Here is a 15,074-nt window from a genome sequence, read left to right as displayed (position 1 = left end):
AAAAGGCTGGTTAAATCAACCAGCCTTATTAAAACTTAGCAATTATTTATTTACGACGACGTAACATTGCTAATGGTAGTAACAATAAGCTTAACCAACCTGTTGAACCACCGCCGGTATTACCCGTTACTGGCCCGGCGTTTACAACGGTAGTGTCTTTCACATTAACTGTGACGGTTTCACTAACACTGTCAGTTCCATCATTGATAGTTGCTGTAAACTCTAATGATTGATTTCCAGTTACTTCAGGTGCGGTAAATGACATATCTGCCATATCTGCGCCAGTTATAGTAACTTCAATACCACCAGTTTGTGACCAGCTGTAAGTTAACGCATCACCATTAGGATCGCTACCTTCAACTGATAAATTAACTGCACCACCTTCATTAACCGCAATGGTATCACTGATACTTACTAGGTTTGGAGCACGGTTATCACAAGCAAAGGTATCACCTGCTACAACTGTAGAGAAAATACTATTTTGTGTATTCGTGAAGGTCATATCATCGATATACCAACCTGCATTAAATCCAGAAAATGCAGGTGGTATAAATGCGCCATCAGTTGATTGACGGAAACGTAATTGTACTTGGTTACCGTTTAGAGTTTCACCAAAACTAAGCGTTTCCCAGCCGTAATTAATACCTGAGAAAACATTACGATCAGCTAAAGCTGACGTTGTGTAATCTAACAAGGTATTTGTATAGCCATCACCTAAAAACTGACCGCCCATTTCAGTAACATCTACCCAATCACCACCGTTAACACTTATTTCAACAGCAGCACCATCCCAATCAGCTTCTAAGTTATATAAATGCCACCATTGAATAGTGAACTCACCATCAAAGCCAATATTAATAGTACGGGTTTGGTAAGCAACATCAGATTCAAAAGCGTGTGCTGAAGACGCGATCATGCCATCAGTTTGACCAGCATCCCACCAATTGACACCAAAGGTATCTTTTGCGAACGCGCCACCAACCATGACTGTTTCAGTAAAGTCATGCAATGTCGCTAATGTATCAAACGAATTAACTTGAGTTGAATTAGTAAATTCAATTTCTTCAAAATCAATGTTTACAATCATGCCCAAGTTATAATCATTCGCTAGAGCGCCATCTTCAAGATCAGGGAAAGTCACTTTAAGCTCTAAATCATCACCAGTTCCGGCATCATTCAAAGTAAACTCAATTGGTGCGCTTGTTGCTGAGTCTAAAATAGCAACATCACCAAATGTGACAACACCATCATTAGCAAAAGTCACATCATGACCACTCACTACTTCAATAACACCTGTCACACCAGATAAAGCCTTGCTACCAGTATTACGTACTGTAAATGAAGCCGTCCCAGTTTCGCCTTTATCTAAAATACCATCTAATGAACAGTAACCTGTCATCATACCTTCATAATCTAGGTTTAAGCTATGAGAGGTAACATTGAAAACAGATAAATCAGTTTCAAATGATTCAACAACACCCGTATTATCAACTGAAGAACGATCTGGTGAAATAGCTCCAATACCCATACCACGCTTAGCAAATGCAGCTAAAATTAATTTATAATCGGCTACGTCATTTGCATAGGCTGCCGCTAAGATAGCATCACGTGCTTCAGTATAAGTAGGCGCCATAGGCGTCATCTTATAACCGGCAACTAAGTAATCCTTCATTAAGTTCTTAGCTTCAACAAAACTATGGCTATCGTCATTAGCTAAAGCAACAAAAGCATCCCAAAGTGTCGCTGCCCAAACTTCACCAGCAGCATGTGGAGAAGCCACATTTGTTCCTGGTAAACCAACATCAGCACCCATGCCTGACTCAATATGTCTAAATGACAATGGATTGATTTCCATGTTAGTAGAATAAGGAGCACGACGAATGCCTGAAGTAAATGGTGCTACATAAGACGTCGATGAATAAGCGCCATCGTAGTTTTCGTTACCTAGAACGGCTGTATCTTTTTCTTCAGATAGCAATAATAACGCGTGGAAATCACCCCAGCCTTCACCCATTGCACGACCCTGGAAGTTACTTAAACCAGAACTATTACCTACTAAACGGTTACTGATATAGTGACCCCATTCGTGTGCAACAATGCCGTTATCCCAAGTACTTGCTTTAAACGTACGAGTTAAGTCATTTTTGAACATTGAAATTGAAACAGTTTCATTTGCATCAAGTAACTCATAGAAAGCAGCACCTTCGCTAAAGTTAATCCCCATACTTGGAATAGTTACAGTATCATCAGCGCCGCCCATAGGTGCAGGAGTACCGTCATCTGTATTATTGGCAATTAATACTGCGATTGCTCCAACGTCTTGAGCGTTTTTAACTTTCTGAGTAAAGTTACAAGCTCCGCGATCAATAATCGCAATTTTACCCGCAATTTCAGCGCCATTTACCGCTGCTTCACAACCATCTCTAATTGGATCCGTACCATCTTCAATACGAACCAGATCGCCTGACACTTCAAATACATCCGGGCCAAAGCTGGCAAATTGGATAATATCCAACACACCTAACTCAGGATGTGATGACACAGTAACACCAAAATCAACGCCATTAACGGCTTGAGTTGTTTCCCATAGGTACATTTGCATGCGCGGTGAACTACCATCAGCAGGCGTACTCATATTGGCATTATCAAAACCAGAATTATCTTGAACTTCAGCTCTTAACGCATCACCTTCTTCACCGCCACGACCATAGTTATCGTTTTGAGCATTACCTGAAGCTTCGTCAAAACCATGGTCGTAATAATCATCATGAAGGTAATTATTTAAGTAAAATAAATTTACAATCGCGGCTTTTCTGTTATCTAATGAATATTCAGCTTGTTCTTTGTCATAACTATAATCAAACGTGAAATCACTGGTCGTTTCAGCAGTATAATCACCATTAGTTAAACCATCTGGTGCGATAGCATCAACATAGGCAGAAACGTTATTACCTTGCGTTGTAGTGGCATCATCAGCTAACCAAGCATCTCCTGTACTAATAGGGCCAGAACTTAAACTGACCATCGGCGCCATTAGGTACTCAGCACTTAAATATGCATTGTATTCAGCACCTTCAGCTTGGGGAATATTGTTGCCATGAGGGCTATCCCAAGGACGACCACCTTCTTCAGCGTATACACGATAATTAAAGTCTTCAGCATGACTGGTTAAATTTTTCTTGAATAAAATTTCGCCAGTTTTAGCAGAAACAATATAGCTATAATAATCAGCTTCAACGGTATCAACATTACCCGTTTTAAGTTCTACATAATGTGCAGGAATTAAATTTCCTTTCAATTCAAAGAATACTTTTTTAGCTCTTGGTGATCCTATTAATTGTTTACCGTTTGCTAAGTTATCAGCAGTAAATTTCTCATAACTTCCTATTGTTTCCTGCTTAACTAATTTTATTGTTTTAGCATCACCACCCATTTCAGCAAAAGCAGCATTTACTGCGTTTGATGAATCGCCAAATGCATTAGGTAGGTCTTTAATTACTGAAGATACATGCTGACTTGCACTATCTGCGAGGTAACCAGAAGAAGCAACTAAATTAAACTGTGGATCCATCATGACATTAAATTCACGATTAAAAACTTCTATGCCAGCAACTTCTTGCTTGTATTTCGCAATTTTAGCACCGCGACCTGTATCATGTTGATTAGCTAGAAACGTTTGAACCACCGAGTTTTTTACTGATGATTGACCGATTAATTTATTGAGGTAGAAGTCTGCAGCAACCGCTAATTGTTGTTCTGCAGCAATAGCGCCTAAATCAGGCTTGCTTTGATTTACCTGAGCCCATTGAAACGTTGCTTTTCCTAATTGAGCATCAAATTGATTTTGCATGCCGCTTACTGTTGCTACATTTGAACGATTTGCTTGTTTTTTCGTAAGCACATTATCAAAAGATTTATACATTGGCATATTATGAGTGTCAGCAGCAACAGCATTAAGCGCCACTGAACTAATAGCTGCACCAACAAAAGTGGCAACTATCGATTTATTAAAATTCATACAAGTCCCTATTATCATTATTAGATTAGAATAAAATTTATTATTAGATGATATTTGCTCAATTTATTTTGAGCATTACTTAAATATACACATTTATGTAAAGAAAATACAAACGATAACAGAGATAAAGTTTACATGGCATTAACAACTGTCACGTTTTGTTAACAGTTATATTTATTAATTATGATAGACGTGATTTACCAACTAAATAAGAATAAAAAAGGCATGGTGTTTATCCATGCCTTTATAAAAAATAATTGAGTGTACAGTGGATATTAGCAACTAAAAATGCACAACAGCGCCAACAAACGCTCCTTTAAATTCAAGATCTGAATATAAATTACTTAAATCTTCTAGCGCTAACTTAACTGATCGATAACCTAACGTTATATTGACATCAATGGCAAGGTTATCAACTAGCTCATAACTTAAACCTGCTTGGTAATCATAAAGCGTATGATCATCAATTGACAAAAAGTTACCCTCAGCAAATATATTGAACCCCGTAAAAGGTAAACCAACAATCGTTGAAGCATAAAGCATAGGCACAATTTCATCGGTTTTGATTATCCCTTCTGGCGTATAAGTGCCGTCTGGTGATGGGCAAATATCGCCTTGAGGCGTTTCAGGACAGTCATCTTCATTATCAACAGAAATTGTTGGTCCGGTAACGGTAACATCGCCATTAAAATCTCGGCCGGTTAAACCTATATCAAATGAAAAAAGCCCGTTATCAAATAATTCATAATATAAAGTGTAATCAACATAACTAACATTAAAACCCGCATCAACCACGCTACCTTCAATAAAAGTATTATCATCAAAGGTTATTTCTCTATCAAGAGTAGTGTTACCTTGAGTTTCGAGAGAAGTTTTCGCAATTTTAGCATTGGGAATAAAAGGAATTGGATGCTCAACGGCAATAAAGTAGCTTCCTTGTTGTTTGTCTGACAAATTAAAATTAACTTGATTATTGCTCTCACCAAAAATACCCGTTGCTTCAGTATCCCAAACTTGTCCACCAATATATAAACCAGCAAGTGTATCTGCTTGTGCAATACCACTTAATAAAGTGAACACACTGGCGGTAAGTAAAGCTTTTTTCATTTGTTTATCCTTGACTTAATAAGTCGTTTAAATCGATTAATGCGGCATTAGCGCGTGAAATATAATTAGCCATGACTAAAGAATGGTTGGCAAGTAAACCGAAACCACTACCATTTAATACTATTGGACTCCAAATGGCTTCTTGGCTGGCTTCAAGTTCTCTGATAATTTGCTGAACACTGACTTTGGCATTTTTCTTGGCCAACACATCATTAAAGTCTATTTCAATGGCACGCAAAAAGTGTAACAGCGCCCAACATGCCCCGCGAGCCTCATAAAACTCATTGTCTATTTTCCACCAACTCGTTTTCAGCTGCAGATTTGCCGAGGAATACGTTGATTGCTGAGCAACATTATCGCCAGCTAAATCTACGTTCAATTGTTCTCTGCCAACACTTGCACTTAACCTTTGCGAATAACTTCCTAAGCGTTTAGTTACTTCCTGTAACCAATCTCTTAAATTATCTGCACGCGCATAAAACTGCGCTGATTGGCTGTTCACATCAGTGAGTGCTTTACGATAAGCATATAAAGCATCAACCGCTTTTTGATATTCACTTTCTGCGCTTGGCATTGCCCAGGAAGTATGATCAATATTGAATTGCGGTTGTGCAACTTTTAAATGTGAATTTTCAAGAGACTGCGATTGTGAACGACTAAATTCTTGTCGCATTACAAGTGCCATATCTCGTACCATTTCTAGGGCGCCAAACTCCCATGAAGGAATATTATCTAGAAATACTGAAGGTGGTAATGCATCATTTGCTAAATATCCGCCGGGTTTATTTAATAAGGTTTCACTGACTAAAATCAGCGCTGTCGTTGTGGTATATCCAACAACAGGTGTCACATTTTCCGCTGTTGCGGCTTTGGTGACTTCACTGTGAATATCAAATTCATCAGGTTCAAATCCCCAATAAACACCTAATAAATATAATGCTAAGAAGATACCGATAACTACTGAGCTAACGGACTTCATGGTAAAATTCGTCTTCATAATATGCTCCTAATGATGGTGATGATGAGCTGTTTCTTTTTGCTTTTTACGTTTAATGCTTTGTACAGGTAATGAAATACTGATGTCTCTTTTATTTGAAAATTGTAGCGTTAACTCAACATTATCATTCACTTTTAATGGCTCTGCTAAATTAAATATCATTAAATGATAACCAGATGGCTGAAGAACCACTTGATCGTTAGCGGCAATAGTTAGAGCTTCTCGCTGTTGCATACGCATCATTTCACCGCTCATCACATGTTCATGAATTTCAATACGGTCACTTACTTTACTGGTTGCGCCAATGAGTACTATATCTTCATTAGTTGTATTTTTTATTTCCATATAGGCAGAAGAAACATTTGTGCCTGGTATAGTTGCGCGAATATAGCCTTGTTCGATAGTCACGTCAGCCGCAAAAGCCGTAAAACTAAATAGTAAACTACCAATTAAGGAAAGCAGTGACGTGCGTTTTTTTATTTGATAAGTTAATTTTTTCATTCGGTGCTATACATCCATATTTATCCATATTATTGTTACCTTGGTATTGTAACTAAGCTAAAAACAAATGGATAACTTAATTCTCTCAGAAATAGAAAATAATGTTTTAACGATCACTTTAAATCGTTTTGATAAAAAAAATGCTTTGAATACAGTGATGTATCAAACATTATGCGAAACCTTTAATCATGCAGAAACAAACGCCTCTGTTCATTGCGTGTTGATACAAGGTAACGAGCACTGTTTTTGTGCTGGTAATGACCTTGCCGATTTTCTTGAGCATGCCGACAGCCAAGAAGAACTAGCCGCATTTGCTTTTGTTAAGACATTAGCTAAATTTACCAAGCCAATTGTCGCAGCAGTCGCAGGCCCAGCCGTAGGTATTGGTACAACCATGTTATTACATTGCGATATGGTATTTACAACAGAAGACGCAAAATTTAAATTGCCCTTCTCTCAACTGGGTTTATGCCCAGAAGCAGCATCCAGTGTGTTATTACCTTTTCGCATTGGCCACAATAAAGCCTTTGAACTATTAGTTTTAGGTAACTTATTTACTGGTCAACAAGCGCAAAATTACGGTATTGCAAATGCCATTTGTCCTGCAGATGAACTATTGTCAACAGCCAAAGCAACCGCTAATAACATTGCTAGCTTACCTGCTGATGCAACACAAACAAGTAGAGCTTTAATGAAAGAAGCAATGCAAATCAAAGTATTATCAGCTATTGAAAAAGAAGGTGTCGAATTTGCCCGATTAGTAAAAACAGATACCTGTAAAAAAATTCTTGCATCTTTCTTCAATTAATTGTTTTCAACTCGCGTATTTCAAAACATTAGCAATCATTGGCTAACATTTAAAATAGAAGCAAGCTAGGCTGGCTTCTATTTTTTAGTTTGCTTAACTCGTTAATTTTTTCAGTTTCTTTTTCAACTTTTTAACTTTGCTTTTCAAATCGTCATCTTCACTGGTATTGATCATAGACAATGTATCTTTGGCTTTCGTAAAGTTTTTATTTTGAATATATAACTGCGTTAATCGGTATTCTATCCAAGGTTTATATGCTTTCTCTGCCAAAGGCAATGCTTGCGATAATGCACGAATACCTAACTCAATTTCTTCACCAGATTCCGCAGAAGTTTTACCTTGTTGATATAAGGCTCTGCTTTTATCTTTATCGTTTGACGCATATTTAATCGCTAAATTTAAATCGTCTCGTGCTTTACCCCAAGCTTTATTCTTCATATAAGATGTTGCACGGGTAAAATATAATGATGCGCTTTCAGGAAATTTTTCAAGCCCCTTTTGTAATGTTTGTTCAGCGAGTGCTGCTTTTTCTGTTTGCCAGTAAACATTGGCTAATTGTTCTATACCTTGTTCGGCGTCAACTTTTTTCAACTGATTTGCATACGTTAAGGCTTTTTCGGTATCTCCGCCTGCAATACTCGGCGCGGCCAAATGAAAACCTATTAACGTATTAAGTGCGTCAATGTGATCAGGTTGCAAAGCAATTGTTTTTTCCATGGCTTCAAGAAAGACCTCGGCATATCCAAGTTTTGAAAAAATACTCGCTTTTTGCGCCATAATCACAGCGCTTAAACCAAGATAATAATTCACCTCAACATTTTCTCTGTGATCATCACGCAGCGCTTCGAAATGTTCAAATGCCTCTTCACTTTCACCATTATCCAACATTATGCGGCCAGCCAATACTTGCCCTTGCACACTTGCTTTGTCTTTTTTCGAAAGCTGTGTAAATACTTGTTCCGCAGCAACAGGGTCGCCAGCTTCTAAAGCGTCATTAACAACGGAGAAATCAGCATAACTGGCAAAGCTTAATGTCATGGCAAAACTAAGGGCAATTATTTTTCTATTCATTTTACTTCCTGTATTTATTATTCTTTAAATATGATGGTTTATTGATATTGCACTGATTTCTTATCTCTAGCAATTAACCAAATAATTCCTGCAATTAAGAAAATGGGCCAAAAAACACCTATCATCAACATCGCAAACCCACCTAAAATTAACATAGCGATAAAAATCAAAGAGCCAAAAACACTCAAGACAATAGCTAATGCTAATAAGACTAAGATCACTACCACTACAGCTGAGATACTAATTGCTTTTAAAGGTTCAATTAACTCATTGTCCATATAGACATCGATATCTAACATTTCGATAAAGCTAGTACCTAAAACATAGGTTAAAAATAGGGTCGCGAATATTGCTAAAATTAACGATTTAAAAAATGACATACTCGCTCCTTAATAAACAAAATAAAAAAAGATGTGTTACTTTTACTTGCGGGTTGGCAACAGCATAGCTGCAACTATATATGCAACACCTGTTACAACAGGAAAAGAAAACAACGCGACTACTGCCGCAATTCTTACCCCTAATCGCGGTAATTCATAATGATTGGCTATACCACCACAAACACCTGATAATTTTTTATGTATTACATCTTTTGTTAATGTTTTATGTACTGAATAATGACGTTCATAACTCATGATCAACTTCCTCATTTCTATTGGTAAACCATGCTGTTGCATGTTTGTAAATTGAGATAACTCCAGCAGCGACAAACATAATAATTGCTGGAGCTATACACATGGCGATAACTCCGAACCAAGTTAAGATTGCCATGTTAAACCTCCATAGCAATTAGCCATTCACAACTTGTTTTTTCATTTCTGCAAGCTCTTTTTCAATAGTTTCATCAGCTTCTAATGCATTAATTTGACTGGTTAAATCTTGATTACTAGTCATATCATAAGCTTCTACTTGCGCTTCAACTTCATCAATTTTCTGTTGGTAACGTTCAAACTTATTGATAGCTTCTTCAATGTTATAAACCGCAGCTTTTTCTCTCACTTTTAAACGTACTTGTGCTGATTGTTGACGCAGTATATAAGCATCTTGACGACGTTTCGCTTCAGCCAGTTTATCTTGTAGATTTTGGCCATCATTCTGTACTGATGCTAAAAACTCTTCTAATTCAGTCAATTCAGTTAATAAAGCCTCTATTTGCGTTTGACATTTATGCTTTTCAACTAAAGCTGATTTAGCTAGATCGTCACGTCCTTTAGCAAGTGCGGTTTCTGCTTTGTTTTGCCAATTCGCAACATTTTTTTCCGCACTTTTAATTTGACGAGATAAGGTTTTTTTCTCAGCAATATGTTTTGCTGCGGTAGAGCGAACTTCTACTAATGTTTCTTCCATTTCCTGAATAATCAATTTGATCATTTTTTCAGGATCTTCTGCCTTATCTAACATACTATTTAAATTAGCATTAACGATATCTGTAAAACGTGAAAACATACCCATAATAAAACCCCTACTCTTCTTCTGTTGTGGTGTTAACGTTAACCATACTTGTTGTATGAGTTAACTGACTTTTGTTTACTAATTGCTTATTCGTAATTTTTACTGCTGCAATATCACGATTAATGATTGGTAAAGCGTTTAAAACTATTTTATTTAATTCAACGTTAATAGTGTGTTGTAACTGTTGAGTTAAACGTTCATTTACTTGTTGGCTTTGTTTAACAATTACTTGCTGTAATGAATCTTCAATACGACTATTATTTGCAGATGCACTGGCATTTGTTCCTAACCCTAGAACGATTGTTATCATGACAAAGACTCGGTTAATGGTTTTCATCAAATTCTCCTTTTAAGCTCAGTTCAGTTGAAAACAAATTAATCTTTACGACTACAATGTCTATATCAACCTTTGTGCCAATAGATATAAAACCTTTAATAACAAATGATTACGATAAAATTTAATAATAAACACAACGCAAGACATAATATGTCACACTAATATTTGGCTGAATAAACCTATTGATTGGTTAAATTAACCACTTAAAATAAACAGCCTAATAATCTAAAAAACGAGTCTTGGTATCATGCATAAAATTTATAAACGTTTAAAAAAATCCCCATGAAACTAGATATAGTTAACAATTGATCATTGATAGCATAAGCATATAAACGCTTACTAAGTGAGTACTAAACAATAAGAGGTTCGTGAAGAGGTGTTGGTAGAAAATTAGTTACTTAACTAATACGATAATTGCTGAATAAATAACAGGTTACTTACCCTTACAATACCGTTGATGAATCCAAGGTATTAACGTTTAAAAAGTAAAACCATGCTTACTTTTTAAACGTGTTTCCTTCAAACGCACTGACAAGCATTGAACAAGCTAATATTGTGACAGCCGGTAACATCATTAAAGTAGATATGGTTAATAAGTTAATCATTAGCACTTCCCGTACATAGTTATTAATAATAAAGACGCACTAACTACTACAAAGGTTGTGCCAATGAGTGACAAAAAACATAACCAATTGAAAAATAAGTAAATTTAATTTTTACAAAATAAAACTATTTACATTGTTTATTAATGTTGAAGTGTAAGTTGGTGTAATTCACCACTATCTAGTAAAAAATGTATAATTTTTTCTTTATTAGCGCTGACATTATTCCCAAAATCGGGAAAGAGTATCCCGAAATCAAGACAACTGATGGTAAACAATAGAAAGATTAGCTACCCACTTTCGCAAAAGCTTCTCTTAATATTTGACTATTAGCACCTTCTCTTCCCGAGTTTTCACTTAAATAACGACGAAATTGTTTCGCGCCAGGTAAACCGTTACACATTCCCAACATATGACGAACCACATGCCAAGAACGCCCACCCGTGGCAACATATTCGTCAATGTACTCACACATTTCATCGATAATTTCTTGGCGAGTTTTAATAACGGTATTATCTCCCCACAATTGGTTGTCTGCTTCGGTTAACATATAAGGATTTTGATATATTTCACGGCCTATCATGACGCCATCAATATGCTGTAAATGTTCGCGACTTTCTTCATACGTTTTTATGCCGCCATTTATCGAAATCTCTAATTTTGGGAAGTCTTTTTTAATTTGATATACACGACCGTAATCTAAAGGAGGCACTTCTCTGTTTTGTTTAGGGCTTAAGCCACTTAACCAAGCTTTGCGGGCATGAATAATAAAATGCTCACAACCTGCGGGTTTTACCGTATCAATAAAAGTATGCAAAAATTCGTAGCTGTCTTGATCATCAACCCCAATACGAGATTTAACCGTAATAGGAATATTCACCGCATTAGTCATACTACTTACACAATCAGCAACTAGCGTAGGCTCCGCCATTAAACATGCGCCGAACATCCCATTTTGTACTCTGTCTGACGGGCAACCAACGTTAATATTGATTTCATCATAACCTTTCTGTTCGGCTAGTTTTGCGCACTCAGTCATCGCTTTAACATCACTACCACCAAGCTGTAATACCACAGGGTGTTCAGGTTCGTTAAACGCTAAATAATCCCACTTACCAAAAAGTATCGCGCCGGTAGTCACCATTTCGGTATATAACACCGTACGTTTAGACATCACGCGATAAAAATATCGACAATGACGATCAGTCCAATCCAACATGGGCGCAACGCTAAGCTTATGGTCGTACATATATTACTATCTCTTAGTTTTCAAAGGTGTTGAATAGAACAATAAACCTACAGAGTAAAAATCTAGCCATTCATTGATTCAGCAACCCCATAAATGGCGGCGCATTATACAATAATGAATGAACATTCACCAAACAAGAGACAGAGAAAACAAAAGAGCAATTAATTTTTACCAAAAGGAGTGGCGCGTGTTGGGTGCTATTCCCTATAATTCATGAAGTATAATCCATGGATTTCAACTCATAAGTAACTGTTTAGGTGTTGAAGATTTAAGGTATCATGATTTAAGGCGAGAAGGAGCAAGCCAATTATTTGAACAAGGATACACTATTGAAGAAGTAGCTCAAATTACAGGTCGCAGAAATCTTAATGTTTTATGGCTGGTTTATACTTAATTATTTCCGAATAAATTGCATGATAAATACAAATGAATAGAGGATCAAATATGTTTATAATGTTAAAGTTATTAAAACTAATTAGCTCTTTATTAAAATAAGTTCAATATTAAATTGAGATACGTTCAGGTATCATTTCCTTTGGTATATCTAAAGCTTTCCAATCAATTACCCCCTCTTTATTATTATAAATACCTATATGTTCTTGTACTCTGCCATATAATCCAAAACCTAAATAATCATGAATTTTAAAGGACATGAAACCTGAAAAATCGAAGTGAGAATCAAATGATTTCGGTTTGATAGCCAAATTAATTCCTCCCCTGTGAGCTACGCTAGGATAAACAAATCCATCTACGGCACCCTTTTTCTCTTTAGCAGGAAGATCAAAAATTAAATTAGAAAGAGCACATGTAAAAAAATAATCTTTTTGATTGTTATTTGGCAATGAAAACATTTCAGCACAAAATGCATCAATTAGATAAATTTTTGATTGTTCATTAGGAAGGAAATCTTTAAAAATTTTTTCTACATACATATTAGGTTGACCGAGCAAAGATCTTTCATAACGTCTTATATGATCAACTTCACCAAGTACTGCAATTTCAAAAGAGGAACCTTGCTTCAATTGAGCAACGCCTACTTGGACTATATCTCCAATTTCAGGTTTTAATTCAGAAAGAACTGTATCTAAATTATTAGAACCATAAAAAACTGTATTATCTGGCGAATTACATCGACCAAATTCAGTTATTTTTTCTTCAGGACAATAAGAGAAATCTGATTTATTTTTTAAAAGCTGGCCATCACTAATAATGCGACCTCGATATAAAGTTAAACCTGGGGAAGGAGTTCTATTTAAAAAAACCATGCCGTAAATTAGGGCTTTTACTATATCTTGAACTTCTTCATAAGAAGATCTAGAGATTCTTCCACCTTTAATCTGTTCAATCATAGATAAAGCATTACGTAGACTTTTTAAATCTTCTATTAAATCTATTTTCTTTTGATCTTGTTCCGATACGTTATCCATTAATATCCCTTTTTTAATTAATATCATTCCGTTTAAAAATTATAAATCAAACTGTTTAACTAATTTATATGACTATTTAATATTAATTACTAGTGGTAAAAAAATATAGATATTTAAAAATTACTTTACCCCCGTATTACTAGGCGGGGGTCGCTTCGCTTAAAAGAAAGTTCCAAATGCTTCAATGGTTATTTTGTAAAGTAAAATGGCGGTTTCCCACTGCGTGTGACCCTCCGCAATTTTCATTGACTAAATAACTCATTGCACATATTTGTTTATCATCAAATTAAGTATATCCCTCTATGTTGCTACGCAACGGGAATACTCAAATTGAAGATATAACGAACTATAAAAATAGAAAAAATATTCTATTTGCTATGGGTGTTGTAAATTAAATATATTAAGCTCTAATTAGATGGCCAAATTAACTATGCCACTACAGCAGCCCTATTTAAAGACATCTAGCCATTCTTTAAAAGTTGAGTAAATATTGCAATAACTTTTCAAAACTTTGTGTGCCTGGATGAATCCAATCAAAATGTCCTGTGCCTTCTACTATTTCAAACGGTAAACCCGAATTTCTGGCTTGGGTTGTGTCAACAATAGGATCGATTTCACCGACAAATAAGTATGCTTTATCGACTATTTGATTCAATTTTGGATTTGCTAATGCGTATTGTTCAGGAACATCATCAGGGGAACCATTCATAAAGCTAATAGCTAGAGAATTACAGCCTCCGCTTTCGCTTGCATATGTAACCAATTGGGTAATCGCAGCTAACCCGATAGCTTTAGAGTCACTATCAAAGTTTGAGGCCGCTAACAAAGCCAAATGTCCACCAGCTGAATGACCAAGTACAACTTGTTTTCGTTCAGAGTAATAAGTATCTTCGACAGTAGAAATAAATGCTAATGCCTGCTCAATGTCATTGTAGGTACCAGGCCAACCGCCACCTTGATCACCCGTAGCTCGGTATTCAACAGACCAAACATGAAAACCATTTAATGCTAATGCCGTTGAAATGGGATAACTTTGGTTAATACGGTATGCATTTGACCAACAACCGCCATGAATAAAGATTAATACAGGTAAATCATTGTCTGATTCATTATCTGTTGGAGACCAACGCTCAACATATTGTAGTTCGGAGTCACCATAGAACAACTTCTCTGTAGAAGGTTCATAAGCAAGCGATATGACATCAGAAAAAGATACGGGCTGTTCAGCTTGTGAATAAAAGTTAGTATGTTCGACAGCTGATGGTTGAGCGTTGTTTATCTCATTTGTAGATAGCTTACTTCCACAACCTAAAAATAATAAAGAAAGAAATAGTACAATAACAAATTTCATATTGGTTACCTAAGGTGATATTTTTCGCTGTAAACCTAGCCTAACTCTTTATAAAGTATTTAGCCCTATTTTAAGCATAAAATAATTTTAAAGGACTATGCACTTCCTTTTTCCATGAATCAATTTTGACACATTCAACGATGATGCATTCAAC

14 protein-coding genes and 1 pseudogene are annotated in these 15,074 nt (G+C 36.0%); 2 read left to right on the top strand and 13 right to left on the bottom strand.

Annotated features, from left to right (window positions below; translation table 11 throughout):
- Window positions 1-46: 46 nt before the first annotated feature.
- From Q4493_RS05305 to Q4493_RS05290, 4 genes are all read right to left on the bottom strand, one after another.
- The gene (locus tag Q4493_RS05305) at window positions 47-4,018 is read right to left on the bottom strand and encodes a rhombosortase-dependent M36 family metallopeptidase (RefSeq protein WP_303449917.1); all 3,972 of its coding nucleotides are present in this window, start codon (window positions 4,016-4,018) and stop codon (window positions 47-49) included.
- A 282-nt stretch (window positions 4,019-4,300) separates the two neighbouring features.
- Entirely contained in the window at window positions 4,301-5,125 is an 825-nt protein-coding gene (locus Q4493_RS05300) for a TIGR04219 family outer membrane beta-barrel protein (RefSeq protein WP_303449914.1), read from the bottom strand.
- A gap of 4 nt (window positions 5,126-5,129) precedes the next feature.
- Window positions 5,130-6,122 carry a DUF2333 family protein gene (locus Q4493_RS05295; RefSeq protein ID WP_303449911.1) on the bottom strand — a complete coding sequence of 331 codons (993 nt, stop codon included), beginning with the start codon at window positions 6,120-6,122 and terminating at the stop codon, window positions 5,130-5,132.
- 9 nt (window positions 6,123-6,131) lie between these two features.
- Window positions 6,132-6,623, bottom strand: coding sequence for a copper chaperone PCu(A)C (locus tag Q4493_RS05290; RefSeq protein ID WP_303449909.1), 492 nt, complete (start codon window positions 6,621-6,623; stop codon window positions 6,132-6,134).
- Between the two features lie 67 nt (window positions 6,624-6,690).
- On the opposite strand from Q4493_RS05290, the gene Q4493_RS05285 reads away from it, so the two are divergent.
- Window positions 6,691-7,431: an enoyl-CoA hydratase-related protein gene (locus Q4493_RS05285; RefSeq protein ID WP_303449908.1), complete on the top strand. Its 741-nt coding sequence runs from the start codon at window positions 6,691-6,693 to the stop codon at window positions 7,429-7,431.
- A gap of 93 nt (window positions 7,432-7,524) precedes the next feature.
- On the opposite strand, the gene Q4493_RS05280 is transcribed toward Q4493_RS05285, so the two are convergent.
- From Q4493_RS05280 to dusA, 7 genes are all read right to left on the bottom strand, one after another.
- On the bottom strand, window positions 7,525-8,502 hold the full coding sequence (locus Q4493_RS05280) for a lipopolysaccharide assembly protein LapB (protein ID WP_303449906.1): 978 nt from the start codon (window positions 8,500-8,502) through the stop codon (window positions 7,525-7,527).
- Window positions 8,503-8,540: 38 nt separating this feature from the next.
- A complete protein-coding gene (locus Q4493_RS05275; protein ID WP_303449905.1) occupies window positions 8,541-8,882 on the bottom strand; it encodes a hypothetical protein in 342 nt (113 codons plus the stop codon).
- Between the two features lie 42 nt (window positions 8,883-8,924).
- Complete coding sequence (locus tag Q4493_RS05270) at window positions 8,925-9,137, bottom strand: PspC domain-containing protein (protein ID WP_303449903.1); 213 nt, start codon at window positions 9,135-9,137, stop codon at window positions 8,925-8,927.
- Window positions 9,127-9,273, bottom strand: a complete 147-nt coding sequence (locus Q4493_RS05265; protein WP_303449902.1) for a hypothetical protein — start codon at window positions 9,271-9,273, stop codon at window positions 9,127-9,129. Before Q4493_RS05265 ends, Q4493_RS05270 begins: the two co-directional genes overlap by 11 nt.
- A gap of 18 nt (window positions 9,274-9,291) precedes the next feature.
- Complete coding sequence (gene pspA, locus Q4493_RS05260) at window positions 9,292-9,954, bottom strand: phage shock protein PspA (protein WP_303449900.1); 663 nt, start codon at window positions 9,952-9,954, stop codon at window positions 9,292-9,294.
- Between the two features lie 10 nt (window positions 9,955-9,964).
- Window positions 9,965-10,291: a hypothetical protein gene (locus Q4493_RS05255; protein WP_303449899.1), complete on the bottom strand. Its 327-nt coding sequence runs from the start codon at window positions 10,289-10,291 to the stop codon at window positions 9,965-9,967.
- A gap of 888 nt (window positions 10,292-11,179) precedes the next feature.
- A complete protein-coding gene (gene dusA, locus Q4493_RS05250) occupies window positions 11,180-12,142 on the bottom strand; it encodes a tRNA dihydrouridine(20/20a) synthase DusA (RefSeq protein ID WP_303449897.1) in 963 nt (320 codons plus the stop codon).
- Between the two features lie 202 nt (window positions 12,143-12,344).
- Between dusA and Q4493_RS05245 the strand changes: the two are divergent.
- Window positions 12,345-12,536: pseudogene (locus tag Q4493_RS05245) on the top strand (site-specific integrase); the annotation flags it as partial.
- A 109-nt stretch (window positions 12,537-12,645) separates the two neighbouring features.
- On the opposite strand, the gene Q4493_RS05240 reads toward Q4493_RS05245, so the two are convergent.
- The gene (locus tag Q4493_RS05240; protein WP_303449895.1) at window positions 12,646-13,569 is read right to left on the bottom strand and encodes an RES domain-containing protein; all 924 of its coding nucleotides are present in this window, start codon (window positions 13,567-13,569) and stop codon (window positions 12,646-12,648) included.
- Window positions 13,570-14,041: 472 nt separating this feature from the next.
- The gene (locus Q4493_RS05235) at window positions 14,042-14,920 is read right to left on the bottom strand and encodes an alpha/beta hydrolase (RefSeq protein ID WP_303449894.1); all 879 of its coding nucleotides are present in this window, start codon (window positions 14,918-14,920) and stop codon (window positions 14,042-14,044) included.
- Window positions 14,921-15,074 lie beyond the last annotated feature (154 nt).

Origin of the sequence: Colwellia sp. 1_MG-2023 (genome assembly GCF_030546755.1) — a bacterium.
GTDB lineage: Bacteria > Pseudomonadota > Gammaproteobacteria > Enterobacterales > Alteromonadaceae > Thalassotalea_H.
The sequence above is the reverse complement of the archived record's forward strand: the minus strand, read 5'-3'. Positions and strand labels throughout refer to the sequence as shown.